Origin of the sequence: Thermanaerothrix solaris (genome assembly GCF_032334255.1) — a bacterium.
GTDB classification, from domain to species: domain Bacteria; phylum Chloroflexota; class Anaerolineae; order Anaerolineales; family Anaerolineaceae; genus Thermanaerothrix; species Thermanaerothrix solaris.
The window spans coordinates 1,259,543-1,283,137 of the sequence record NZ_JAUHMF010000001.1 but is presented as its reverse complement, the minus strand read 5'-3'; the positions used below and the strand labels follow the sequence as shown (position 1 = coordinate 1,283,137).

Here is a 23,595-nt window from a genome sequence, read left to right as displayed (position 1 = left end):
GACTTTATCCTCTGGGGTTGGAGCGATTGAGGGATATCAAGGCATCAATTTCGCCATTTGAAGGCGGCGATTCCCCGGCCAGCGCCAGATGTGTTGGCGCCCAGAACGACTCAGGCTCTTGTTCGGCTATGGCCTCACCAACGTGGTGGAAAAGCCGCCAGGCGCTATGGTGGCGAACAGCCTCAACCATACGGCTGGGTGGCATTGACGAAGGAACCGTAACCGTCCAAAGCAGGTAATTAGGGGTTATGACCAACCGTTTGAGTGCCCAGCCTAGGCGTTGGCACCAGCGCGGCATCCAGCGGGATAATTCGGTTGTTGCGCGCGGATTTTGGAGGGCGTTTGGGGATGAGGTAATAAGTACCGCCGTGTAAGTCAATAGGAGATCCTTCGCCTCAAGAGATGGAACAGAGGAGGGCAATGAAAGAGGTTGGGTATCTTCAACCGTGAGCGCTAAGGTCGAGGTTCCAATTTCATCCCCTATGGGAGGTGGCATAGTGTCGGGTGGAGCGGAAGACAGGGATTCGGTTGCTACTGCCAGGGCTTCAAGGAAGTCCGCAGGGGGTTCGAAGTTACCTGTGTGGTCTTCTTCGGTGGCTTCAAATTCCACCTCACCCGCTTCGAACTCCCAGGTTGCCTCGGCTTCAGAGTCGCTATCGAAAGGAGCGGTTGTGGAAAGAGAGGTTTCAGGAACAATGGCTGTTTCGGGCAGCCAATCGGGCTGAATATTCGTCCTTTCTTCTGGCACGGCGTGAGAGGGATTGGGGGGAGGGGCTTCACGTAGCCATTGTTCAAGCAGGCTAAAATCCGGGGGCGGGGATTCCTCTTCCTCCTCTTCTAAAGTAGACCAGGCTTCCTCATCCAGGATGTTGACCAGTGCGTCGTCATCCGAAGCATGAAGATCATGGAGCGAGGTTATGTCCTCAACAGGCAGAATCTCCGCGGAAGGAGACTGGATTTCGGCTAACACCAGTTCAGACGTCAACCAGGGGGAGGCTTTAAGGGCGGTGGCTAATGAACACCCTTTGGCACGGGCTTGTGCCAGGGGCAGTATCGTGGGATAAGCCACCAGGAGCAACGTTTGGGAAGTAATGGGAGTAGCATAAAGCAGAACCACACCACCTGGACTTGTGGACTTCTTATAATGCAACCATTCACCATTGTTCAGCAAACGTTGCCACCGTTGTTCTGCCCATGCTAACACATCTTGGCTTAGATCGCTTTCGAGGTGTTTTGCTTCGGCAAGTGGATGTCCAGCGCTGAGTATCCAGGCGGCGAGGGCATCTTCCTGATCCACAAAGGATTGCAATTGTTGTTGAAGTACTTCTAATGCCTTAGGCATCTGAGGAGAGGGAGAAAAAATTTTCTCGCCTCTAGAAAGAGTTTCCATGACCAGTAACAGGTTGGGTAGGTAGAAGGGTTTGGAAAGGTAAGCCCAGGCAGAAATGGCATTAATTTCCCGGTGATGGGGGTTATTTTCGGGTGGAAAGAGCAGGAGGGGGACATCAGGAAGGTTCCGGGTAAACTGTTCCAGCGTTTCCCCCAGGCTGGTGTCGCCGCCGGGAAAATCCACAACGAGGATATCGAAGACGGGTTGAGCGATAAGAGCGGCGAGTTCTGAGGCAGAATCACAAAGGGTCACCTGATAAAGACCGGTTTCCTCCAGGCTGAGGCGAAGATACTCGGAAAATTCGAGTTGGGGGCTGTAAACAAGAACTTTCTTTACGTCCGCGAGCATATTTTTAAGTCTATCACGGCTGAAAAGGCTGGGCAAGCGCCATCCCCCTAAAACTTCTCTCCTTATCTTGGCAACCCCTCTGGGTTATGGGATAATTCAAGGCTGGCTCGGCAATTTTTGAATTGAGGAAAATGGCGTGAAGTTCAAAAAAGTATGTGTGTTGGGTTTAGGATACATCGGCCTACCCACGGCCAGCACCCTGGCAACCCATGGGCTTCAAGTTGTGGGGGTAGATGTTAACCCTCAGATTGTTCAGGGGTTACAGAATGGCAAACTTCACCTCTATGAGCCAGGATTGCGCACATTGGTGCAGGCGGCTCTGCGTTCGGGTAATCTGGTGGTGCAGGATACTCCGGAACCTGCGGATGCCTTCATCATTGCCGTTCAGACGCCGTTTCTAGAGGATAAGCGTGCCGATTTACGTTTTGTGCGTGCGGCCAGTGAGGCTATTGTGCCCTACTTGCAACGCGGGAATTTGGTGATCCTGGAGTCCACCTCACCTCCCCTGACCACTCGCCAGGTTGTGGCGCCTATTCTGGAACGTTCGGGGCTAAAAGCCGGGCGTGATTTTTATCTCGTTTATTCACCTGAGCGAGTTTTGCCGGGGCAAATTTTAAGGGAATTGATTGAAAACGCCCGCGTGGTTGGAGGGATAGATCGGGCTTCGGCAGAAGCGGCGCGCGATCTTTATGCCACCTTCGTGCGCGGTGACATCGTGTTAACGGATTGTACAACCGCGGAAATGGTCAAATTGATGGAAAACACCTTCCGCGATGTCAATATTGCCCTGGCGAATGAATTTGCCCGGCTGGCAGATCGGTTGGGGATTGACGTATGGGAGGCCATTGCCCTGGCCAATCGCCATCCACGGGTTAATATCCTGCGCCCTGGGCCGGGGGTGGGCGGGCATTGTATCAGCGTTGATCCCTGGTTTTTGGTTGAGGTTGCCCCCGATCTCACGCGCCTGATTCGCGCCGCGCGGGAAGTCAACGACTCCCAACCCGATTTTGTCGTTGAGTGGATGGAACGTACCTTGGGGCGTCTGGAAGGACGTCGAGTGGCGGTATTGGGGCTGGCCTACAAGCCGGATGTGGACGACTTGCGTGAGAGCCCTGCCATCGAAGTTGCACTGCGCCTGGTGCAGGCCGGGGCCCAAGTGCGGGCCTTTGAGCCTTTCAAGCCCGAAGCCCAAATTCCCGCTGTCCCCACGGTGACCGCGCTTGCTGATGCCCTACAAGATGCCGAAATCCTGCTCTTGTTGGTAGGTCATACTCGTCTGCGTGAGTTGAACCCGGAGGAAGTGCGGACGCAAACGTCGGCGCGTCTGGTGTTTGATGCGGTGAACGGCTGGGATCAGACTCAGTGGCAAAAGGCCGGCTTTCAGGTGTGGCGTTTGGGAGTTGGGCGTGGGGATGTCTAAGCAATTGCGTGTGGTTTCTATTTTTGGCACCCGACCTGAGGCGGTCAAGATGGCGCCGGTGGTTCAAGCCCTGGCGGCGCACCCTGACATTGAATCGCGGGTTGTGGTTACAGCCCAGCATCGTCAAATGCTGGATCAGGTGTTGGCGGTATTCAACATTCAGCCGGATATTGACTTGAACCTGATGCGCCCGAATCAGACTCTGGCCCAATTAACGGCGGATATCCTGACCCACTTGGATCCGGTATTGGATTCGTTACGTCCGGATTGGGTATTGATCCAGGGCGATACCACAACGGTGATGACAACGGCGCTATTGTGTTATTACCGCCGGATTCGCGTGGGACATGTTGAAGCCGGTTTGCGCACCGGCGATAAATGGCAGCCCTTCCCCGAAGAAATCAATCGCCGTATCGCCGGTGTAGTGGCGGATCTCCATTTCGCCCCTACCGAACACAGCCGGCGCAACCTTCTAGCCGAGGGCGTGCCGGATTGGCGGATTGTGGTGACCGGCAATCCGGTCATTGATGCGTTGAACCAGATTGTGCGTCAACCCATGCCGGTTGAAGTTCGCACCCTGTTGGATCGCCTGGGGATCGGTGCCGGGGGAAAACGGCTCATCCTGGTAACCGCCCATCGGCGCGAGAACTTTGGCCGTCCGCTTGAAAATATCTGTCGGGCTTTGCGCCAGGTTGCCGAGTCTTATGCCGACTCGGTTCACCTTATTTATCCGGTTCATCTCAACCCCAATGTACAAGGTCCGGTGTATGAGCGTTTAGCCGGGGTGCCCAATATCACGCTAATCCCGCCACTGGACTACTTGCCCATGGTGCATCTTATGCGTCAGGCGACGCTGGTGCTTACTGATTCGGGAGGCATCCAAGAAGAGGCCAGCAGTCTGGGCATCCCAACACTGGTGTTACGCGCCGTCACCGAACGCCCTGAGGGTGTGGAGGCGGGGATCCTGAAACTGGTGGGCACAGATACAGAGGTCATCGTGCGTGAGACGGCGCGCCTTTTAGAGGATGAACGGGCTTATTCCGCAATGGCGCGCGCGGCCAACCCGTTTGGTGATGGGCATGCGGCGGAACGGATTGTTCGCGCCTTGTTGGCTTTCCGAGAACCTGGATTGAGCATGACCGATGATAGCGAGGGCCATTAAGAACGTATGCCTTTGGCCGAAATTGGATAGCCTGGGCGGTCCGACCTCGTTCCAGCGCCGCTTGATGGCCGGTTTGCGGGCGCAGGGGGTCGAGGTTCACCATAATCCCGAGGATCCGGATTGCCAGGTTATCCTTTTGATTGGCGGAACGCGCTACTTGGATGTGTTATGGCGGGCGCGACGTCGCGGCATCCGCATTCTCCAGCGCTTGGATGGTATGAATTGGTTACATCGGCGGCGGTTCATGGGGCTGCGCTATGCCTTACGGGCTGAGTATGCAAACCTCAACCTGGCGTTTATCCGTCGCTTTTTGGCCGATGGTGTAATCTATCAAAGCCAGTTTGCCCGTACCTGGTGGCAACGGGTTTATGGGGGTGGGGAGCGCTGGCAGCAAGTCATTTATAACGGTGTGGATTTGGCTACGTTTGCACCTTATGGTATGCATGAACGCCCCGCCGACCGTTGGCGGGTAATGGTAGTAGAAGGCCACTTGCGCGGAGGCAGTGCGCTGGGCTTGGAGAATGCGATTCACTTTGTGCGCGCCTTGCAAGCGCAGGAAACGCGCCCGGTGGAGTTGTGGATTGCCGGCGACGTGCCCGAGGCGGAGCGGGCACAGGTTACCTCTCTGGCGCAGGACGTGAGCCTCACATGGACGGGGGTTGTCTCGGCTCAACGGATTGCTTACCTTGATCGTTCGGCCCACTTGCTCTTTTCTGCCGAGTTACATCCGGCTTGCCCGAATGCGGTGATCGAGGCACTGGCATGCGGTTTGCCGGTGGTGGGATTCGATACCGGGGCGCTGGCTGAAATCGTCGTCCCTTCGACGGGACGCGTTGTACCATACGGTGCTGACCCTTGGCGTTTGCAGCCCCCTCGAGTTGAGCCGCTGGTTACGGCCAGTCGGGAAATCTTAGCCGGTTGGGAGGCGTTCTCAAGAGGGGCACGCCAGCGGGCAGAGGCCGCCTTTGGGTTGGAGATGATGACCACCCGCTACCTGGAAGCGTTTCAAGCCATTTTGGAATAAAGGGTCAAGCCACTACAAACCGCCCAGGATCAATCCTTGCGTACCACGGGTAATCTCCCAGGGGTAGACGATGTAGGCATCCGTGATCGCCGCATAGTAATCCGGGCGAGCGGTGCCAAACAAACTACGGTAGGGGTTAAAGTGCAAGACGCAGGTATAGGGAATTCCCCCCGCGCCAGTGACGCGGTTCTTGACCGCGGTAATGGTGCGTCCTGACCCCCATACGTCATCCACAATCAGGATGCGGCGATTGCGCAGGAGATGATCTTCCGGAAACTGCAAGAATTTAGGCCAGGCCAAAAGGCGCGATTTGTCTTTATCTTTTTCCTTGAGATTCTCGTATTCAAGTTCGGCAGGAAAATCCACCGAAGCAGTGAGGATGATGCTCATTTTCAATGCCTCGGCCAGTAATCCGCCCGGAATAATCCCGCCGTGGGTGATCATTACCATAGCGTCAAATTCAACTTCAAATTGAGGGATGAGGTGATCAATCAATTGTTCAACATCATTCCAGGTCAAAACCTCACGCCGCATGCCTGGCTCCCTGTTCAAATTAGATAAAGTTATCTTAAGTAGCGCACTAATTATAGCCCTCTTTGAATGATCACATCACGGTTGACTGAACTCTAACCGCCAACCACCGATGAAAGTTTGTCCATCGGGCGTTTTGCACTGAGGAGCTTGGAGGCTACGCACGGTCTCGCCGAAATCTCCGGCGCGGACATCATATACGGTATCGGGTTCTAAAAAGGCATCTGCGTAGCCCGGGCTAATTGCCGGGTAGAGGCCGGTATAAAATACGTTTTGACCGCTGCTCCAGAGCAGGACGATGGGCACACCAGCCAACGGCTGGCCGTTGCGATCGCTCACAAAAACCTGCAACAATCCTTGAGGAACGCCAGGTTCACACAATGGACGTTGTTCAATCAATTTGAAAGGAGATTGAACGGCTGTATTCGGCGTAGGTGAAGGTCGGGGCGTAAATGTTGGCCAAGGGGTAGGGGTTAATGTGGGTGAAGGGGACGGCGTAGGTGTGGCAATAGCCTGATGGAGGTCAAGCGTTGAAAGTGGCGGGGTTGAGATGGCACCCATTTCAAGAGTGGGGGCGGATATCGGTGGTGTGGATGGGTTAGGTTGCTCTAAATCGGCTGCTAATTGGGCCAGCGCCCGCGCGGCATTCAAATTATTCCCCGTGGCCAGCCATTGTTGGGCTTGGCGGGATAGGATATCCTTCGCCTGATCACCATCGAGCAAATACAGGCGCTGACGTGCTCGCTCCAGATTGCCATTAGCCTGGTAAGCCTGTGCAATAAGCAGGCGGTAGGCTGTTTTGTAGGATTCGGCCAGTGTGGCCGGAGCAGTATCCACATACTGTAATGGGCTAACCACCCGCGCAATAAATATTCCTACCAGTAGCCCCAAAATCAAACCGGTAAGTAGATACAGCGGTGGTTGTGGAGGTGCCTCTTCGTGGAGATCGTCATCATCTAGTTCAAAGGTCATGGCATCTCTGTAACAGTGGGCACAGGGTGTGTTTGGAGGGCTTGGAAGAGCCGGGCCAGAGTTTCGATATCTTGCCGCGCATATCCCAATTGTTGGGCGGTTAGGATAGCCTCTTGGACACGGCGCAGGGGTGATTCGCCTAACAAGGCTAGGCGCTGAATGGCGGCGTCAGGATCGCCTTCGTGTTGGTATATTTCGGCGACCATAAGCACATAGTCAGCTCGATAATCCGCACGCAGGCTATCCGGTGAGGTATCGTTGGGCTGAGCAGCCAGGATACCCCATCCCAGGTACAATCCCAGGCCTAGTCCAATTGCCAAGGTAAACAGGAATCCCAGCAGACGCCAGATTCGCACCGCTAAGGGGTCTCCTTGAGCATGGGGATACGCAGACCATGGCGGCGGGCGGCGGCAATGGCTTCGGGATAGCCAGCGTCAGCGTGGCGTACGATGCCCATTCCCGGGTCGGTGGTCAGGACGCGCTCCAAGCGCCGTGCTGCTTCTGGTGTCCCATCGGCGACCACGACCATCCCGGCATGCTGGCTAAAACCAATTCCAACACCCCCGCCGTGATGGAACGATACCCAGGTCGCGCCGGCGGCGGTATTGACCAGGGCGTTGAGGATGGGCCAGTCAGAGATGGCATCACTACCGTCTCGCATGCCCTCGGTCTCGCGGTTTGGCGAGGCTACCGAACCGGCGTCCAAATGATCGCGCCCGATCACAATCGGGGCTTTGAGGATTCCCTGGGCGACCATCTCGTTGAATTTAAGGCCAGCCTTGGCTCGTTCTCCATAGCCCAGCCAACAGATGCGCGCCGGTAATCCCTGGAAGGGCACTTTCTCCCGCGCCATGCGCAGCCAGCGGTGCAAATGCTCATCCTCGGGGAAGAGTTCCATGATTGCTTCATCGGTGCGGTAGATGTCTTCGGGGTCGCCAGAGAGCGCAACCCAGCGGAAGGGGCCTTTCCCCTCGCAGAACAGAGGGCGAATATAGGCCGGAACGAATCCGGGGAAGTTGAACGCCTCTTTGACCCCCGCATCATAAGCACGCTGGCGTAGATTGTTGCCATAGTCAAACACCTCGGCGCCACGCCGTTGAAATTCCAACATAGCCTCTACATGACGTGCCATGGAAGCCATTGCGCGGTGCTCATACTCACCGGGGTCTTTTACGCGTAATTCAGCGGCTTCTTCTACGCTTAACCCGCTAGGAATGTACATCAGGACGTCATGGGCAGGGGTCTGGTCGGTGACTACGTCGGGAGTAACACCTCGCAAGGCCAGTTCGGGGTAAATATCAGCAGCATTCGCAATCAACCCAATTGAACGGGGGACGCCTTTCTCCAGGCATTCTTCAACGCGCGTCATAGCCTCTTCCAGGTCGTTCACAACCTCGTCCACGTAACCGATTTCTAGGCGGCGGCGCGCACGGGCGGGGTCCACCTCCACAATTAAACCAACTCCCTCGTTCATGGTAATGGCCAGGGGTTGAGCGCCACCCATACCTCCTAAGCCGGCGGTGAGAACGAATTTGCCTTTCAGTGAAGGCCAGCCCCGTTTGCGGGCAACCGCTGCCAGCGTTTCATAAGTGCCCTGGAGTATCCCTTGGGTGCCAATGTAAATCCATGAACCGGCGGTCATTTGACCGAACATCATCAGACCTCTGGCGACCAGTTCGTCAAAATGCTTCTGGGTGGCCCAATGGGGAACAAGGTTAGAATTGGCGATCAGGACACGGGGCGCATCAGGATGGGTCTTGAAGATCGCCACCGGCTTGCCCGATTGCACTAACAAGGTCTCGTCGTTCTCAAGGTCGCGCAAGCAGGCTAAAATGGCTTCAAAGGCTTCCCAGTTGCGAGCAGCCTGCCCTCGTCCACCATAAACAACCAAATCCTGCGGGCGTTCGGCAACCTCGGGATCGAGGTTGTTCTGAATCATGCGATAAGCAGCTTCGGTCTGCCAGGACTTACACGTTAGTTGGGTACCACGCGGGGCGCGAACAACGCGCGGTTGAGCCATAATCCTACCTCCTGGATTTTTCGGACAGGTTTTTCCCGGCCCGATTAAGGTTGATTGAGGACATTACTCATTTTACATCAGAACCGAAAGAGCGCGTCAGGTCAACCTTGCCCTCTGAGCCATCTCAGGGCATAATCCAAACGATGCAAGATGCCCTGCCTAACGCTCTGGAATTAGCACATGGCCGCTTGAGTTTTCCGGCCTTTCTGCCCGATGCCACCTGGGGGGTTGTACGGGGGATAGATGCCATTGATTTAATGGCGATTGAGACCCCTGCCTTAATGATGAACACCTTCCATTTGGTGCAGAAACCCGGGGCGATGGTGGTCAATGCCCTGGGTGGATTGCACCGAATGAGCGGTTGGTCCGGACCAATCTTTACCGACTCGGGAGGGTTTCAGGCTTATTCGCTAATCCAACAACAACCTCAACGGGGAAAGATCACCGCTGAAGGGATTCATTATCTACCGGAGGGGCGTCAGCGTAAATTTCTTTTGACCCCTGAGAAGGTGGTGGAATGGCAATTGCGGTTTGGGAGTGATGTGATCTTTTGTCTGGATGTTTGTACTCATGTGGATGCCCCCCTGTCGGCGCAGCGTGAGGCAGTAGATCTAACGGTAGCCTGGGCACGGCGCAGCAAGGTGGCTTACCAGCGCTGGTGGGATTACCATCCCCCTAAGGAGGGCAAACGACCCTTAATTTTCGCCATTATCCAAGGGGGCGGTTCATTAGAATTGCGCCGCCAGTGTGCCGAGGCGTTGTTAGACATCGGTTTTGATGGCTTTGGCTTTGGGGGATGGCCGTTGGATCGCCAAGGGCGCTTGTTGACCGAAATTCTGGCTTGGGTACGCGAGTGCGTGCCCCCGCAGTTTCCCTTGCATGCATTGGGCATCGGTCATCCCCAAAACCTGGTCCGTGGTTATCATTTGGGTTACGGGCTTTTCGATTGTGCTATGCCCACGCGTGATGCACGCCATGGCCGACTGTATCGTTTTACATCCTGGCCCCCTCGACCTGATCCCGAGGATGGGTCTTGGTGGGAGTTTGTGCACATGGATAGCGACCGCCTGACACGCCAAGATCAGCCTATTTCGCCCTATTGTGATGCGTTGTGTTGCCGTCATTACAGCGCAGGTTACTTGCGCCATTTGTATCTTTTAGGAGATGGGCTTTATCAGCGCTTGGCGACGATCCACAACTTGCGTTTTATGCACCAATTAAGCACGCTGCTCCGCCAAGGTGGGGAACATGACGCAGGATGAAGGATTACTTGAGGATGTGGTGCGACAGGTCATGGCCTATGAACGGTATCAGCACCTGGCGCAGGGGTTGATCAGGGCTTTGGCTCAGCAGGAATTGGCTAAAGGGCGTTCATCTCGCGAAGCCGTTAAAGCCGTGCGCAGTAAACTGCACCAGGTTGCGGCCTCGTATTTAGAACGACCGATAGATTACGCCGCTTGGCTGGAGCGATTGCGTTCACTTCCGACGGAGCGGACACACCCCGAAGTGAAAGTATTTTGCCTGGAGATGATGCGTTTGCATGCTTCAACGCGTGAGCGCTTACCTTACCTGGAAGCATTCTATCAACAGACGTTGGCACCGGTTGGCCAAATCCATTCCCTGCTAGACCTTGCCAGTGGGTTAAATCCCCTAGCCATGCCCTGGCTTCCGCTGGCTGAGGGGGCAAGGATCGTTGCGTGGGAAATTTATGCCGACATGGTCGCGTTTCTCAACCACTTTTTTGTCCATTTGAATTTGGCAGGTCAAGCGGAGCAAAGAGACTTAACCTCAGCAGTTCCAGAAGAGCCGTTTCAGGTGGTTTTTCTGCTGAAAGCCATCCCCTGCTTGGAACAACTTGATAAATCGCTGGGCCGGCGTTTGCTGGAAACGCTTCAGGCCGAGTATCTATTGGTCTCGTTTCCTACGTTCAGCCTGGGTGGTCGTGGTAAGGGCATGCGGGTTAACTATGCCCGTCACTTTGAGGAATTGGTGGCGGATAAACCTTGGACCATTTGGCGTTATGATTTTCCCACCGAACTGGCATTCCTGATCCGTAAGGGGAGGCCAGGGTCATGAAGCCGGTGCAGGAAGAGCAGCGCTGGGTGGCGCAATTCGTTCAATGGGCGCGCCATTCTCCCAAATATCGCGCTCTGGATTTGCCTGAGACTCTACTTACGGATATTATGACGCATGCTCTTAAACGTTATACCAAACCTGCCCAGGCATTAGCTGCAGCACGACGAATATTGCATCAAGTTGTTGCCCCTTATCTGGGTGATCCGGATTATATTCAGGCAGTGCAGGCGTTAGAAAACGCGGCACGGCAAGGGGAAGAAGCCGTGCGTCAGGTTTGTTGGCACTTGCTCCAACAGCATGCCTCAACGCGTGAACGGCTGCCTTTTCTGGAGGCGTTTTATCAGCGCCTGTTCGGGGTAACCGGCGTGCCAGCCACGATCCTAGATTTGGCCTGTGGGCTGAATCCTCTGGCTTGGCCCTGGATGGGCTTGCCGCGCGAAATCCGCTACCTTGCCTTTGATATCCATAACCCTCGTGTACAGTTGATTCGCCGCTTCTTTGAATTGATGGGAATTCATGGCCAAGCCTTCCATCGAGATATTTTGGTTGAACCCCCTCGGGATCAGGCTGAGGTGGCCTTTTTCTTCAAGGAAATTCATCGCTTTGAGGAACGCCAGCCGGGGTGTGCGCGGCCTTTTCTCCAGGCAATCCCGGCGCGCTGGCTGCTAATCTCGCTTCCCACGCGCAGTTTGAGCCAAAAGCGTGATCTCTTACCCATCCACCGGCGGCTGATGAACCGCATCCTGGATGGGCTGGGTTGGAACGTGCAAGAAGTCCTGTTTGAGAACGAAGTGGTCTTCTGCGTGGATAAAGGATGAATGCTAAAAAAGCCTCGCTCACGACGGCACAAGTTCTGGAAGATGCCCTGGCGCGTTTACGGCCTTTGCTCTCGCCTCAGGAATGGCACGCCTTGCTGGCCGAACTGGAACGTCCGCCCGTTCCGGCGATCCGCCTTAATCCCCTCAAGGCTGAACCCAAGGATGTTTACACCTGGGCAGGCTGGTATGGCTGGCGTTTAGAGCCAATTCCTTTTTGCCCCATGGGGTGGTGGGTGGTGGAAGCCGCGACACCGATCAGTCAGACCATTGAGCATCGCTTGGGATATTACTATATCCAGGAAGCGGCTTCAATGTTGCCGGTGGAGTTGTTTGACTTTCCCGCCGGTTCGCGCCCGCTGGTGCTAGACATGGCAGCGTCGCCTGGCGGTAAGACGACCCACCTGATCGCGCGAACGGAAGATCGCGGCTTGGTCTTGGCCAACGATTCTTCGCGGGATCGGTTGACGGCGTTGCGCCTGGTTTTGCAATCCTGGGGCGCGATTAATGTTGCAGTGACGGGTTTCCCGGGGGAACATTGGGGTGGGTGGTATGCGGAGACCTTTGATGCCGTTTTGCTTGATGCACCGTGTAGTATGCAGTCTCTGCGTCCATTGGAAAGCCATCCCATGCGCCCAATAACGCCAGGCGAACAACAGCGCCTGGCTCAGCGGCAGGTGGCACTACTACTTAGCGGCCTGAGGGCGCTCAAGGTGGGTGGTCAGATGGTGTATGCAACCTGCACGTTAGCCCCTGAAGAGGATGAGGGCGTTTTAGACCTTGCCTTGCGTCACTATCCAGGGCTATTTGAGATTGAATCGGTGGAAGATCGTTTGCCGGCCCCTGCGCCGGCTTTGGAATCTGTGCCGGGATATACCTATCACCCTCAAGTGAAGTATGCAGTGCGACTGTGGCCGCATCGGTTTCATACGGCAGGATTTTTCGCCGCGCGGTTGCGCAAGTTAGCGTCGTTTCCTGTCGAGGAAAAGCAGTTACCGCGGCCACGTCGCCGCGAATCATGGCGCTGGATGAAAGCGGCTAATGTTAATCAAGTCGCTGAAGCCTTTCGTGAGGCGTATGGGATGGATTTGGAAGCCATCTTGGAAGCCCATCAGGCCGGGCTGATCCGGCGAGACGGAACGTTATATGCCGTTCCGCTTGCGTTTGAACGTCATTTTGGAGATTTGCCGGTGTTAAGCCTGGGCCTGGCGGTGGCCGAGGATTCCCCAGAGGGATGGGTGCCCACCCATGATTGGATCGCGCGCTTTGGGCGTTTTTGTACCCATGGGCGGGTACAACTTCCCTCTGACAGGGTTGCTACTTGGCTTCAGGGTGAGGATGTTCCTTTTGTCCCTTCCCTGCCCCTGCCGTCAAATCGGGTGGTGTTGGTTACGGATGAACGGGGGCGCATCCTGGGGCGAGGACGAGTATTGCGGGATCGCCTGAAAAACCTTCTCCCGCGGCGTTTAGTCTTACAACGCACCTCATTTGTGGTTTAGAGATCACCGAGTTCATGCAGGGTGAGCGCAGCGCCTACAATGGCCGCTGTTTCCATGCGCAGAATTCGAGTGCCCAACGAACAGGTTACCCACCCCGCTTCTTGCGCTTGAGTTATCTCGTCCAGGCTCAACCCCCCTTCGGGCCCGATCATCAATGCCACTTGTTGAGGTTGCTCCGGTAGGTGCTGAAGGATTTGCCGCAATCCATTTTGGGTTTCATTTTCCCATGCCACAAGGCGAAGCGTTGGGCCTGGCCAGGGATAATCTAGGGCTTGAGGCAGTTCGAGCGGGAGATGCACTTCTGGGATGCGCCCGCGCCCGCATTGTTCTGCTGCCTCTTGCACAATGCGCTGCCAGCGGCCTTGTTTATTGTGTGCGGTTTCGATCTCGCGCACCAGGGTGCGACGAGTGATCAGGGGAATAAAGGCACTCACGCCGACCTCGGTGCCTTTTTGTAGCACCCATTCGAATTTCTCCCGTTGGGTCAGACCGATAAAAAGGGTCAGATGCGTTTTAGGTTCACCGGTGAGGGGGATTTCATCCAGGATGATACCGGTTACGGCGGCAGGCCGAATATCTTCCAGCCGGACCCGAAATGCCTGTCCACCGTTATTGAGGACGATCACCTCGTGGCCGGGGCGCAAGCGCAGGACAGCGTGAATCTGATGCGCAGTCTCGGCAGGAAAGCGAACACGGGACTTGCCAATGTTTTCCGGGGGGAGGAAAAAGCGGTGCATGCGAATTTGCTCTGGGGAAATTTCGGCTACTTGGATTATACTTGGAGCGCGATTTTTGCTGGCTGGTTTCAGGAGTAAGTTGATGAAACAGACGAACGGTGAGCGTTCCTATCGGTATCTGGATCTGATTACGGCACTTTTCGTGACCGTGCTCATTGTGAGTAATATCGCTTCATCCGCTAAGATTGTGGATTGGGGTATCTCAATCTTCGGCGTGCGCCTGGCATTTGATGCCGGGACGTTGCTTTTCCCGATCAGTTACATCTTTGGCGACGTCCTGACCGAAGTCTATGGCTTCCGCCGTTCACGTCGTGTCATCTGGACCGGTTTTGCCATGCTGGGATTGAGCGCATTGATGTTCTGGATCATCCGCAGGCTGCCCGGGGAGGCCACTTGGGAGCAGTATGCCGGCCAGCGGGCTTATGATGCGATTCTGGGAGGCATGTTCACCGGGGGCATCGTCCTGGCCAGCCTAATCGCCTACCTGGCTGGTGAATTCAGTAATTCCATTGTCCTGGCGCGCATGAAAGTGCTGACGCGCGGGCGTTGGTTGTGGACGCGCACCATCGGCAGTACGTTGGTAGGGGAAGGGGTGGATACGGCGGTGTTTATCCTGGTAGCGACTCTTACGGGTGTTTTCCCGTGGTCGCTTTTTGGTACTTTGGCGTTGACCAACTATTTGTTCAAGGTGGGGGTTGAGGTGGTGATGACGCCGCTAACTTACCAGGTCGTTAATGCGCTCAAGCGGGCAGAGCATGAGGACTACTACGACATCCATACCCGCTTTAACCCGTTTGCACTGACCTAGGATGTGGCTTCATCCTCGGAATCACTTGTGTTTGAAGCCGTCCCGGCATAGCCCTTGCCGGCAATGACTACGACATACTCACCGCGCAGAGGTTCGGTCTCAAAACGGGCTTTAAGTTCCGAAAGGCTGCCGCGGTAAATGGTTTCGAACATCTTGGTGAGATCGTTTGCAATGGCTGCGGGTCGGTCACCGTAGACAGCCAGAGCATCGTCTAAAAATTCCCGCAGGCGATAGGGGCTCTCGTAGAAGATCAGTGTATGCGGGCTGTCGCGATCCACGTCCAGGAAACGCCGGCGCGCGTTGGGTTTACGCGGCGGAAAACCGCGAAAAGTAAAGGAATGCACCGGCAAACCTGAGAGGATCAGGGCGGGGATGAGTGCGGTTGGTCCGGGGATGGCCGTGATGGGAATATTAGCGGCAATGGCTGCGCGCACCAACGTATAACCGGGGTCGGAGATGCCCGGCGTACCGGCGTCGGTTACCAGGGCTAGAGATTTACCCTCTTGTAGCAGGCGGATCAAGCGAGGGAGGACCTTTTTCTCGTTTTCTTCACGGAATGAGATTTGGGGCTTGTGGATATCGAAGTGCTTCAGTAACACACCGGTGCGTCGCGTATCTTCGCTGACCACATAATCCACTTGACGCAGGGTGTCCAAGGCGCGGTATGAGATGTCGCCCAAGTTGCCGATAGGGGTGGAGACCAGGTAAAGCATGACGTTGCTCAATTCGAATTGTATCTCAAATCCTAAGACTGCGGTTGAGGCCAGGTATAATACGCCCCAATAGCGAAACCGCAGCCGATCATGAAGGAGGACAGCGATGCAGAAGTCAAAACCGTGGGGACGCTTTTGGGCTGGGGTACGCAGTGAAGTGCCTCTTCTTTTGGGGGTTGCACCGTTTGGGATGATTTACGGGGTTTTGGCGTTGCAGGCAGGGCTATCGCCTCTCCAGGCGCAGGTGATGTCGAGCGTTGTGTTTGCCGGCTCGGCGCAGTTCATGACTGTGCAGTTGATCGCCAGTCTCACCCCGGCACTGGTGATTGTCTTGACCGGCTTTGTGATCAACCTGCGCCATCTGCTTTACAGTGCTTCAATTGCGCCCTGGGTGCAGGGATTGTCTTTGCGCTGGAAAGCGCTCTTGGCTTATTTGCTGACCGATGAGGCCTATGCGGTGGCAATTGTAAATTACCGCCAGAATGGGCAGCGGGATGGCGAGCACTGGTTCTTTCTGGGAGCGGGGCTGGCTCTTTGGGCAACCTGGCAAGTCAGCACAGCCGTGGGTATTCTGCTGGGGGCGGTCATCCCGTCATCCTGGGGATTGGACTTTGCCTTGCCATTGACTTTTATCGCGCTGGTGGTTCCCGGTCTACGCCACCGGGCTGATGGGCTAACGGCACTGGCGGCTGGGGGATTGGCCGTGGTGTTGATGGGGTTGCCGTTTAAACTGGGGCTGGTGCTCTCCAGCCTGATGGCGATTGGGGTGGGCTTATGGTTGGAAGGGCGGACACAATGATTTGGGCTATTATCTTCATCCTGGGGGGATTAACTTATCTGATCCGTTTAGCGTTTATTGTGCTGTGGGGGCGGTTGAGATTGCCAGGATGGGTACAACGGGCGCTTTACTTTGTCCCGGTGGCCGTGCTCAGCGCCATCATTACCCCAGAACTGGTGACCTATGATCAGCATCTCGCCCTTTCATTCTCTAATCCGCGCTTACTGGCCGGAGCCATAGCGGTTGGTGTGGCGTATCGCACCCGTAATGTCTTCCTGACCATCCTGGTAGGGATGGTGGCCTACTGGCTGTTGCGATGGCTATTACCTGGCGCATAATCACAGCAAATCACCCAAGGGCCGCTGTCACGGTTGGGGGGTTGCCGGGGTGGGAAACGTGACTTGACCAAAAGGCGGTCGCCCACCCGGAATAAAGAGTTCTTTGCCCGGCGCAAGCGAGGCAGCGGGGTTTTGTGGATCGAGGCCGTTTGCTGCCCAATTCACAATTTCTTCTATGTTGACCCCGTAGGTTTGGGCAACTTGCTCCAACGTATCTCCGGATTGCCAGATATGGAAGCAACCATCTACCGGCGGGATGCGCAAGACCATCCCGGCCTTGAGGCGGTGGGGATTATCGTGAAGTTGGGCTTGGTTAGCCCATAGGATGGTTTCTGCGCGCAACCCAAATCGTTCGGCGATGCTAAAAATGGTCTCTTCAGGCTGGACGGTGTAGGTGAGGAATGTGGGGGTGGGGGTTGGGGTTATCACAAGAGTATGAGAACTGGTGGGAGAGACCACATTGGTTGGAGTAGGAGTTTGTTGGCAGGCATATAATATGAGGGCAGTGCAGATAAGAAGTAAAGCATGATACGGTTTCATAACTTTGTTCCTCCTAAGAGCTATGGGAAAAGGGGGTTAGTGACAATTAGAATCATATGTGCAGATGTAGTGAGATTCATTCCAGCAGCGGCCTTGGCAGTCACAGCAATGATATCCCCTTATCATAGCATCTGGACACAGGATACTTGGGCAGTAAATGGAAGCGTTACACTGAACAGGCTCAAAGATAAGGTTGCAATAATCACAAACGTATTTAGGTGAGGCATTGTTGGCAAGAACAAGGTTTGAGGTGGCACCAGCAACGAGTGCAACTTGAAGAAAGAGCATTATTATTGGCATAGAATATACTATTGTCCAGTCATGTCAATAATAGATCATTTTCATTAAAAAATTAAAAACCTGTCGTAAAGGTACAAGTTTTATGAAACTTTCTCCCTTCAAACTCGAACGCTTTTTTGCCCGCTATGAGTTCAATGTGCAATATGTGCTGTGCGCCTCAGACTGCGAGACTTTCACCGTGCGCGAGATTTTAGCCCTGGAACCCGAGGCGGAAGCCCGTTGCTTGGATTTACGCCTGGGTTATACCGAATCGGCGGGGGCGCCAAGTTTACGCCAAGCCATTGCCGGCTTATATACCACCATATCCCCGGATGAGATCTTGGTGCATAGTGGCGCAGAAGAGGCCATTTTTGCCTTTATGGTCGCCACATTGAAGGCGGGAGATCACATCATTGTGCATGCCCCTTGCTATCAATCCCTGGCCGAAGTGGCGCGTGGGTTAGGATGTCAGGTTTCTTTCTGGCAGGCGGATGAAAAACAGGGCTGGGCGCTCGATCCCCGTGATTTGCAGCGCCTGATCCGTCCTTACACGCGGGCGGTGGTGATCAACGTGCCCCACAATCCCACCGGCTATCTGATGCCGCGTGAGGTCTTTGAGGAAGTCCATCGCATCACCCAAAAACACGGGTTGATCCTGTTTTCGGATGAGGTCTATCGGGAATTGGAATATGAACCGACTCGGCGGTTGCCGGCGGCATGTGATGTTAACCCCAATGCGGTGTCCCTTGGAGTCATGTCGAAAGCCTACGGATTGCCGGGGTTGCGCATTGGGTGGATCGCCACGCATCGCCCGGATGTGCTCCAGGCGATGGCTGTGGTCAAGGATTACCTCACCATTTGCAACAGTGCACCGGCTGAGGTGCTGGCTGAGGTGGCTCTCAAACATCGGGAGATTCTGCTGGAACGCAATCGGGACATCCTGCGCCAAAATCTGGCGCATTGGACGGAGTTCTTTCAGCGCCACAGCGATCAGTTTGCCTGGGTACCGCCTCAGGCCGGCTCGGTGGCTTTTCCGCGTTTGCTAGAAGGGGATGTCGAAGAATTTTGCGATGCCCTGGTGATGAAGACTGGCGTGTTACTGGCACCTGGTTCCTTATTTGAAGATCGGGGCAATCACTTCCGCATCGGGTTGGGGCGGCGCTATGTGCCTGAAGCATTGGAATTATTAGAATCGTTTCTGCAAGTACCTAAATCCCTACCAACGCTTTAATGCGTGAGTAAGTGATCCACGGCGGCGGTGAGTTGGTTCAGGTTGGCGACCTGAAAGACGTGGGTGCAATAGGGTAAATAACGGAGCATGTCGGAGTCGCCGCTTCCCCATAACCAGGGTGGTTCAGGATTCAGCCAGATTACCTTGCGCGCCCGGCGGGCAAAGCGTTCGAGTAAATCGGCGCGTGGGTCGTTGTAGTTGTTGCGTCCATCGCCCACGAGAATCAGAGTTGTGCGTTGGTCTAAGGTGTGCAGGTAGTGGTGATCGAATTCGGTCAGTGCAAACCCTAAATCGGTGTTGTAGTAACCGGGAGGCATGCGTTGGAGCACCTCGGTAATGGCCTCTTCGGGGGGCAGACGCTCAAAATCGGGTGAGATGTATTCCAGATGATCAATGAAGGCAAAGGCATGGGTATGGCCGATTTGGTCTTGGAGCGCGTAAAGCAGGCTGAGCATCAATTCGGAGCAAAAGCGCATGGAGGTGCTGATGTCGCAGATCACCACCAGTTTGGGCTTGAGGGCGTGGTCTTTATAACGCAGTTCAAGCGGAATAAGGCCGTACTTCAGGCTGGCGCGCAAGGTGGCTTTAGGGTCGAGTTGACCGTTCCGAGCACGCTTCATCCGTAGCGCCAAGCGGGTGCGCAAGGCGGTGGCTAAGCGTTGCACCTCGCGCCGCAGACGATGCATTTCATCCGGGGTTAGGTGCTGTAAGGGGCGGTTGAGCAAACCGTCATTCGAAGGCTGGCGAGGGTTTTCGACCATGGCGTCGAGGATGCGTTCACCGGCATGCTGACGCAATTGGGCCTGCATGGCACGGAGGTTGGCCTGAAGGGAACGGCGGATTTGATCCACCTTGTGGCGGTTAAATCCCAACTCGCGCAAGCGCTGAAGCAGGCCTTCCAGGGCTTCTCGTACTTCGTCAAAATGCAATGCGGCTTCGAATTGGCGTGCTAACCAGTTGCGGTAACGAGGATCTGTGGGGGGCTCGGCATTGAAGAGCGCATCCAGTTGTTCTAATTCCTGGGGCGAAAGCGGCTGCCCGGCAAGCAGTTTTTGTATTATGTGTTGAAGATGTTGGGACAATTGGCGCAGGGCTTCGGCCAGCAGGCGCGCTTCCTGGGGAGTTAACGTGCCGAAGACGTTTTGTAAGGGAGGCGGTTCTTGAGATTGAAAGAAAAGCGGAAAGAGTCGCTCAAAGACAGGGATATCGCGCGCATCTTTGATCAAAGTGGCCCGCAGGCTGAGGCGAAACCGTTCGCGGTCTTGAACGCCTAACTGCTCTACGGCCTGGAAAGCATCGGTACTTTCGGCCAGGCTAATGCGTACCCCACTGGCACGTAAGGCGGCAATAAATTGAACCATTCGCCGTTCCATAGACCTATCCTCAACAACGATTGAGACCAATCCATCAATTCTGCCACCGCGGGCGCGGCGCAGGTGGACGTGGAGGACGGGGTTCTTCGTCGTCGGGGTGCATGAACGCACGACGTGCCCGTTGTAAATCAGCCTCGTGCTTGAGCAAGACGCTCAATGTCGTTTCAAGCGTCTTTTCATCCAGCGCAGAGGCATTCAAAGAAACCAGGGCTTTTGCCCAATCGAGGGTTTCGCTGATGCTGGGGGCTTTGCGTAAATCCATGTTGCGCAACCGTTGCACCAATTCCACGGCTTGACGGGCGAGTTTAGGGCTTAGTTCCGGCACCTTGAGGCGTACCACAGCCAATTCCTGATCCAGCGTAGGATAGTCTATAAACAGATAGAGGCAGCGGCGCTTGAGGGCTTCGCTCAATTCACGGGTGTTATTGCTGGTGAGCACCACCAAAGGATGGTGCTTGGCGGTGAGGGTACCAATTTCAGGAATGCTGATCTGGAAGTCGCTCAAAATTTCGAGCAAGAAGGCTTCAAATTCGGCATCGGCACGGTCAATTTCGTCAATCAGCAACACGGTCGGGGTATCGGCCAGGATGGCTTTAAGCAGGGGGCGGGGAAGTAAAAACCGTAGGGAGAAGAAGACATCTTCCTCCTGAGCCAGGCGGTCGGCGGCTTCACGTAAAGTTTCGCTAGCGGAAAGAAGGTCTTGCAGTTTATCTCGTAGCAACTGGGTGTAGAGCATTTGCTTGGCGTATTCCCATTCATAGAGGGCTTTGGTTTCGTCTAAGCCCTCGTAGCACTGCAAGCGGATCAAGGGATAACCGGTTGCGCCGGCCAAGGCTTTTGCCAGTTCAGTCTTACCCACACCAGCAGGGCCTTCGGTAAGCACAGGTTTGCCCAGGGCGTGGCTGAGGTAAAGCACGGTCGCAATTTCATCGCTGGCGATATAATTCTGCGCTCGTAGAGCGGCTTTCAAACTGTGGGGAGAATCAAAGGGTGACATAGCCATTACCTTTAAAGTTGTGACACTCAAAATCCGGGGAGGCTGTGAATGGGGCGATAATAATTTACCAGTTGTATCCATTATATCCCATTTTGTTAGGGGTTGTATCGGGTTGTCATATGTGGGGGTGTTCAGGATGGGGGATTGGAGAAGATTTGTTAGAATTGAAAAAAGGATCAGACTTAAATGATGGATTATTTTTTGGGCGTAGATGTTGGGTCAAGCAAAACCCAGGCTCTGGTGACCACAGCGGATGGGCAAGTGTTGGGCCTGGGCCAGGCGGGGGGTGGTAACCCGGATGTGGTCGGAATGGCGGCTTTTCAGCAGGTCGTTGCCCAGGCTACGCAGCAAGCACTAGCGGTGGCTGGTCTTTCACTACCTAATTTGCGGGCAGCAGGGGTGGGCATTTCGGGGTTTGATTGGCCTTCTCAACGCATAGGTTTTCTGAAGGCGCTTTATCATGTGTTGGGTCCCGATTTGCCTCTCGAGATTGTGAATGACGCTGTGCTAGGATTACTTATCAGTCCTCGTGGCTGGGGGATCTCCCTGGTTTCAGGTACCGGGTGTAATTGCTGGGGACGTAACCCTCAGGGGGATTATGCTCACATGACGGGTTATGGGGATTTAATGGGGGAATATGCCGGCGCCACGGAATTGGTGGCGCGGGCAATCCATTTTGTAGCGTATCAATGGACCGGACGTGGGCAGCCCACAGGGCTAACTCCCTTGTTTATCCAAAAAGCCGGGGCAAAGGACCTGGGGGACTTAATTGAAGGCCTTTGTCGTGGGTACTATCATTTAGGGGCAGAGGCTGCACCGCTGGTCTTTGAATGTGCCCGAGAGGGCGATCAGGTTGCTCTGGCGTTATTAGACTGGGCTGGCCGTGAATTGGGAGCCATGGTGGTTACTGTGGCACGGCGGCTGAACATGACTCACTTAGCGCCAGATATCATTTTGATCGGAAGCATGTTTAAGAATCAACCGGCATTGGCCGATTTCGTGAGGCCGGTTGTGCTGGAGGCAATGCCAAAGGCTCGTCTACTCCCATTACCAACTTTGCCGGTGGTGGGGGCTGTTGTGCTGGCGATGGAAGTGGTTCGAATTCCTCGGAACCGTATCCAGCAAGCGTTGGAAAACCTGCAACAGACTGTGATCTCTTTTCAGTGAGGTGGGATATGAAGATTGCCGTCATCGGTGGTGGCTCGACCTATACGCCGGAATTGGTCAAGGGATTTCTGGAGCGGACAGCGCAATTGCCGCTGCGCGAATTATGGCTGATGGATGTGGATCAGCATCGTCTGGCGATTGTGGGCGGGTTTGTTCAACGCATGGTGGAAGCCCAGGGACACCCGTTTCGGGTTGTCCTGACGACCGACCGGCGTGAAGCGCTGGCGGGTGCAGCCTATGTATGCACCCAACTCCGAGTCGGACAGATGGAAGCGCGGCGGCAGGACGAATATCTGGCACGACGGCATGGGCTAATCGGGCAGGAAACTACTGGAGTCGGGGGGCTGGCGAAAGCCCTTCGCACCATCCCGGTCATTTTGGACATTGCGCGCGAGATGAAAGCCGTGGCCCCAGATGCCTGGCTGATCAACTTCACTAATCCAGCCGGGTTGATTGTGGAAGCCCTCAACCGGTACATACCCGAGGTGAGGGCGGTGGGGGTTTGCAACGTTCCTTATACAGCCAAAATCCAATTCCTGGCACTACTGAAGGAAAGCACGGGGAGAGAGATTGCTCCAGGGCAGGCGGAATTGAAGACATTAGGGCTTAACCATCTCACGTGGCATTATGGGCTAGCCATAGAGGGGGAGGATTTCTGGCCTTACGTGTTGAGGGCGTTTATTCAGAAAGTCAGGGGGCAGGAACACCCGGAGTGGGAGCCGCGTTACCTGGAAAGCACACGTATGATCCCTAACTATTATCTGCATTACTACTATCACACCGACGAGAAACTGCACGAACAAGTACACTGGCCACCCTCGCGTGCCGAGCAGGTGATGCAAATTGAGACTCAATTACTTAAGCAATATGCAGATCCTACGCGGGTAGATTTACCACCTGACTTGATGCGGCGAGGGGGAGCCTACTATTCCACCGTTGCCACTCAGTTAATTTCGGCACATTACAACAACCTGGGCGAAGTCCACGTGGTCAACGTGCCCCATCGTGGTGCGGTTAAGGAATGGGATGCGCAATGGGTTTTGGAATTACCGGCGCGCATTTCACGCCAGGGGATTGAACCTTTGCCAGCACAGCCTTTGCCGCCATTTGCCTTTGGTTTGGTGACAACGGTCAAGGCCTATGAAATACTCACCGTGCGTGCAGCGGCAGAAGGGGATGTTGAGGCGGCCTACCAAGCGTTGATTACCCATCCCTTGGGGCCGCGCTTGAACCGGGCTGAAGCCGTGCTTGAGGACATTTTGGCGACGAACTGGCCTTTCCTGCTTCAGTTTCACGGCAGGGTAACACCACCCAAACGTGTATCGGTTGCCCCGGATCGAGATCAATAGGATCGCATCCTCCGTTTTCTGACTTGGT

23 protein-coding genes are annotated in these 23,595 nt (G+C 55.1%); 13 read left to right on the top strand and 10 right to left on the bottom strand.

The genetic code is table 11. From position 1 onward, the window contains the following. Positions 1–4 precede the first annotated feature (4 nt). Positions 5–1,738, bottom strand: coding sequence for a response regulator (locus QYE77_RS05960; protein ID WP_315624461.1), 1,734 nt, complete (start codon positions 1,736–1,738; stop codon positions 5–7). A gap of 136 nt (positions 1,739–1,874) precedes the next feature. On the opposite strand from QYE77_RS05960, the gene QYE77_RS05955 reads away from it, so the two are divergent. Genes QYE77_RS05955 through QYE77_RS05945 form a run of 3 tightly spaced genes read left to right on the top strand, consistent with a single transcriptional unit; the run spans position 1,875 to position 5,344 of the window. Beyond that, positions 1,875–3,158 carry a nucleotide sugar dehydrogenase gene (locus tag QYE77_RS05955; RefSeq protein WP_315624460.1) on the top strand — a complete coding sequence of 428 codons (1,284 nt, stop codon included), beginning with the start codon at positions 1,875–1,877 and terminating at the stop codon, positions 3,156–3,158. Then, positions 3,151–4,320, top strand: coding sequence for a non-hydrolyzing UDP-N-acetylglucosamine 2-epimerase (gene wecB, locus QYE77_RS05950; RefSeq protein WP_315624459.1), 1,170 nt, complete (start codon positions 3,151–3,153; stop codon positions 4,318–4,320). The genes QYE77_RS05955 and wecB overlap by 8 nt, the downstream gene beginning before the upstream one ends. After that, positions 4,301–5,344, top strand: coding sequence for a glycosyltransferase family 4 protein (locus QYE77_RS05945; RefSeq protein WP_315624458.1), 1,044 nt, complete (start codon positions 4,301–4,303; stop codon positions 5,342–5,344). The genes wecB and QYE77_RS05945 overlap by 20 nt, the downstream gene beginning before the upstream one ends. Positions 5,345–5,356: 12 nt before the next feature. On the opposite strand, the gene QYE77_RS05940 is transcribed toward QYE77_RS05945, so the two are convergent. The 4 genes from QYE77_RS05940 to hutU all read right to left on the bottom strand — a co-directional run bounded on the left by QYE77_RS05940 (position 5,357) and on the right by hutU (position 8,867). Continuing rightward, complete coding sequence (locus tag QYE77_RS05940) at positions 5,357–5,878, bottom strand: phosphoribosyltransferase (protein WP_315624457.1); 522 nt, start codon at positions 5,876–5,878, stop codon at positions 5,357–5,359. 75 nt (positions 5,879–5,953) lie between these two features. Next, positions 5,954–6,847, bottom strand: coding sequence for a hypothetical protein (locus QYE77_RS05935; protein ID WP_315624456.1), 894 nt, complete (start codon positions 6,845–6,847; stop codon positions 5,954–5,956). Next, positions 6,844–7,203, bottom strand: coding sequence for a hypothetical protein (locus tag QYE77_RS05930; RefSeq protein WP_315624455.1), 360 nt, complete (start codon positions 7,201–7,203; stop codon positions 6,844–6,846). Before QYE77_RS05930 ends, QYE77_RS05935 begins: the two co-directional genes overlap by 4 nt. Positions 7,204–7,205: 2 nt before the next feature. Next, positions 7,206–8,867: a urocanate hydratase gene (hutU, locus tag QYE77_RS05925; RefSeq protein ID WP_315624454.1), complete on the bottom strand. Its 1,662-nt coding sequence runs from the start codon at positions 8,865–8,867 to the stop codon at positions 7,206–7,208. Between the two features lie 143 nt (positions 8,868–9,010). Here hutU and QYE77_RS05920 point away from each other — a divergent pair, with 143 nt between their 5' ends. Genes QYE77_RS05920 through QYE77_RS05905 form a run of 4 tightly spaced genes read left to right on the top strand, consistent with a single transcriptional unit; the run spans position 9,011 to position 13,257 of the window. Continuing rightward, complete coding sequence (locus QYE77_RS05920; protein WP_315624453.1) at positions 9,011–10,129, top strand: tRNA-ribosyltransferase family protein; 1,119 nt, start codon at positions 9,011–9,013, stop codon at positions 10,127–10,129. Then, positions 10,116–10,943 carry a class I SAM-dependent methyltransferase gene (locus tag QYE77_RS05915; protein WP_315624452.1) on the top strand — a complete coding sequence of 276 codons (828 nt, stop codon included), beginning with the start codon at positions 10,116–10,118 and terminating at the stop codon, positions 10,941–10,943. Before QYE77_RS05920 ends, QYE77_RS05915 begins: the two co-directional genes overlap by 14 nt. Next, entirely contained in the window at positions 10,940–11,761 is an 822-nt protein-coding gene (locus QYE77_RS05910) for a class I SAM-dependent methyltransferase (RefSeq protein WP_315624451.1), read from the top strand. Before QYE77_RS05915 ends, QYE77_RS05910 begins: the two co-directional genes overlap by 4 nt. Next, complete coding sequence (locus QYE77_RS05905) at positions 11,758–13,257, top strand: tRNA pseudouridine(55) synthase TruB (RefSeq protein WP_315624450.1); 1,500 nt, start codon at positions 11,758–11,760, stop codon at positions 13,255–13,257. The genes QYE77_RS05910 and QYE77_RS05905 overlap by 4 nt, the downstream gene beginning before the upstream one ends. Here QYE77_RS05905 and QYE77_RS05900 read toward each other — a convergent pair. Next, complete coding sequence (locus tag QYE77_RS05900) at positions 13,254–13,994, bottom strand: RsmE family RNA methyltransferase (protein ID WP_315624449.1); 741 nt, start codon at positions 13,992–13,994, stop codon at positions 13,254–13,256. The genes QYE77_RS05905 and QYE77_RS05900 overlap by 4 nt on opposite strands. 82 nt (positions 13,995–14,076) lie before the next feature. Here QYE77_RS05900 and QYE77_RS05895 point away from each other — a divergent pair, with 82 nt between their 5' ends. Beyond that, positions 14,077–14,802: a queuosine precursor transporter gene (locus tag QYE77_RS05895; protein WP_315624448.1), complete on the top strand. Its 726-nt coding sequence runs from the start codon at positions 14,077–14,079 to the stop codon at positions 14,800–14,802. Here the strand turns inward: QYE77_RS05895 and rsmI are convergent. Beyond that, positions 14,799–15,527: a 16S rRNA (cytidine(1402)-2'-O)-methyltransferase gene (gene rsmI / locus QYE77_RS05890; RefSeq protein WP_315624447.1), complete on the bottom strand. Its 729-nt coding sequence runs from the start codon at positions 15,525–15,527 to the stop codon at positions 14,799–14,801. The genes QYE77_RS05895 and rsmI overlap by 4 nt on opposite strands. Before the next feature lie 94 nt (positions 15,528–15,621). Here rsmI and QYE77_RS05885 point away from each other — a divergent pair, with 94 nt between their 5' ends. Both QYE77_RS05885 and QYE77_RS05880 read left to right on the top strand, forming a co-directional pair. Further along, positions 15,622–16,314 carry an AzlC family ABC transporter permease gene (locus QYE77_RS05885; RefSeq protein WP_315624446.1) on the top strand — a complete coding sequence of 231 codons (693 nt, stop codon included), beginning with the start codon at positions 15,622–15,624 and terminating at the stop codon, positions 16,312–16,314. After that, positions 16,311–16,631, top strand: coding sequence for an AzlD domain-containing protein (locus tag QYE77_RS05880; protein ID WP_315624445.1), 321 nt, complete (start codon positions 16,311–16,313; stop codon positions 16,629–16,631). Before QYE77_RS05885 ends, QYE77_RS05880 begins: the two co-directional genes overlap by 4 nt. Positions 16,632–16,658: 27 nt before the next feature. Here the strand turns inward: QYE77_RS05880 and QYE77_RS05875 are convergent, their stop codons facing one another. Continuing rightward, complete coding sequence (locus tag QYE77_RS05875) at positions 16,659–17,171, bottom strand: LysM peptidoglycan-binding domain-containing protein (RefSeq protein ID WP_315624444.1); 513 nt, start codon at positions 17,169–17,171, stop codon at positions 16,659–16,661. A 382-nt stretch (positions 17,172–17,553) separates the two neighbouring features. On the opposite strand from QYE77_RS05875, the gene QYE77_RS05870 reads away from it, so the two are divergent. Continuing rightward, positions 17,554–18,681, top strand: coding sequence for an aminotransferase class I/II-fold pyridoxal phosphate-dependent enzyme (locus tag QYE77_RS05870; protein ID WP_315624443.1), 1,128 nt, complete (start codon positions 17,554–17,556; stop codon positions 18,679–18,681). Here QYE77_RS05870 and QYE77_RS05865 read toward each other — a convergent pair. After that, positions 18,678–20,054, bottom strand: coding sequence for a vWA domain-containing protein (locus QYE77_RS05865; protein WP_315624442.1), 1,377 nt, complete (start codon positions 20,052–20,054; stop codon positions 18,678–18,680). The two genes, QYE77_RS05870 and QYE77_RS05865, sit on opposite strands and share 4 nt — an antisense overlap. Positions 20,055–20,088: 34 nt before the next feature. Beyond that, positions 20,089–21,051: an AAA family ATPase gene (locus QYE77_RS05860; protein WP_315624441.1), complete on the bottom strand. Its 963-nt coding sequence runs from the start codon at positions 21,049–21,051 to the stop codon at positions 20,089–20,091. Positions 21,052–21,237: 186 nt separating this feature from the next. On the opposite strand from QYE77_RS05860, the gene QYE77_RS05855 reads away from it, so the two are divergent. Together QYE77_RS05855 and QYE77_RS05850 are read left to right on the top strand one after the other, a co-directional pair. After that, positions 21,238–22,218 (top strand): N-acetylglucosamine kinase, encoded by a 981-nt coding sequence (locus tag QYE77_RS05855; protein WP_315624440.1) that lies wholly within the window; start codon positions 21,238–21,240, stop codon positions 22,216–22,218. An 8-nt stretch (positions 22,219–22,226) separates the two neighbouring features. After that, a complete protein-coding gene (locus QYE77_RS05850) occupies positions 22,227–23,567 on the top strand; it encodes a 6-phospho-beta-glucosidase (RefSeq protein ID WP_315624439.1) in 1,341 nt (446 codons plus the stop codon). Positions 23,568–23,595: the final 28 nt, after the last annotated feature.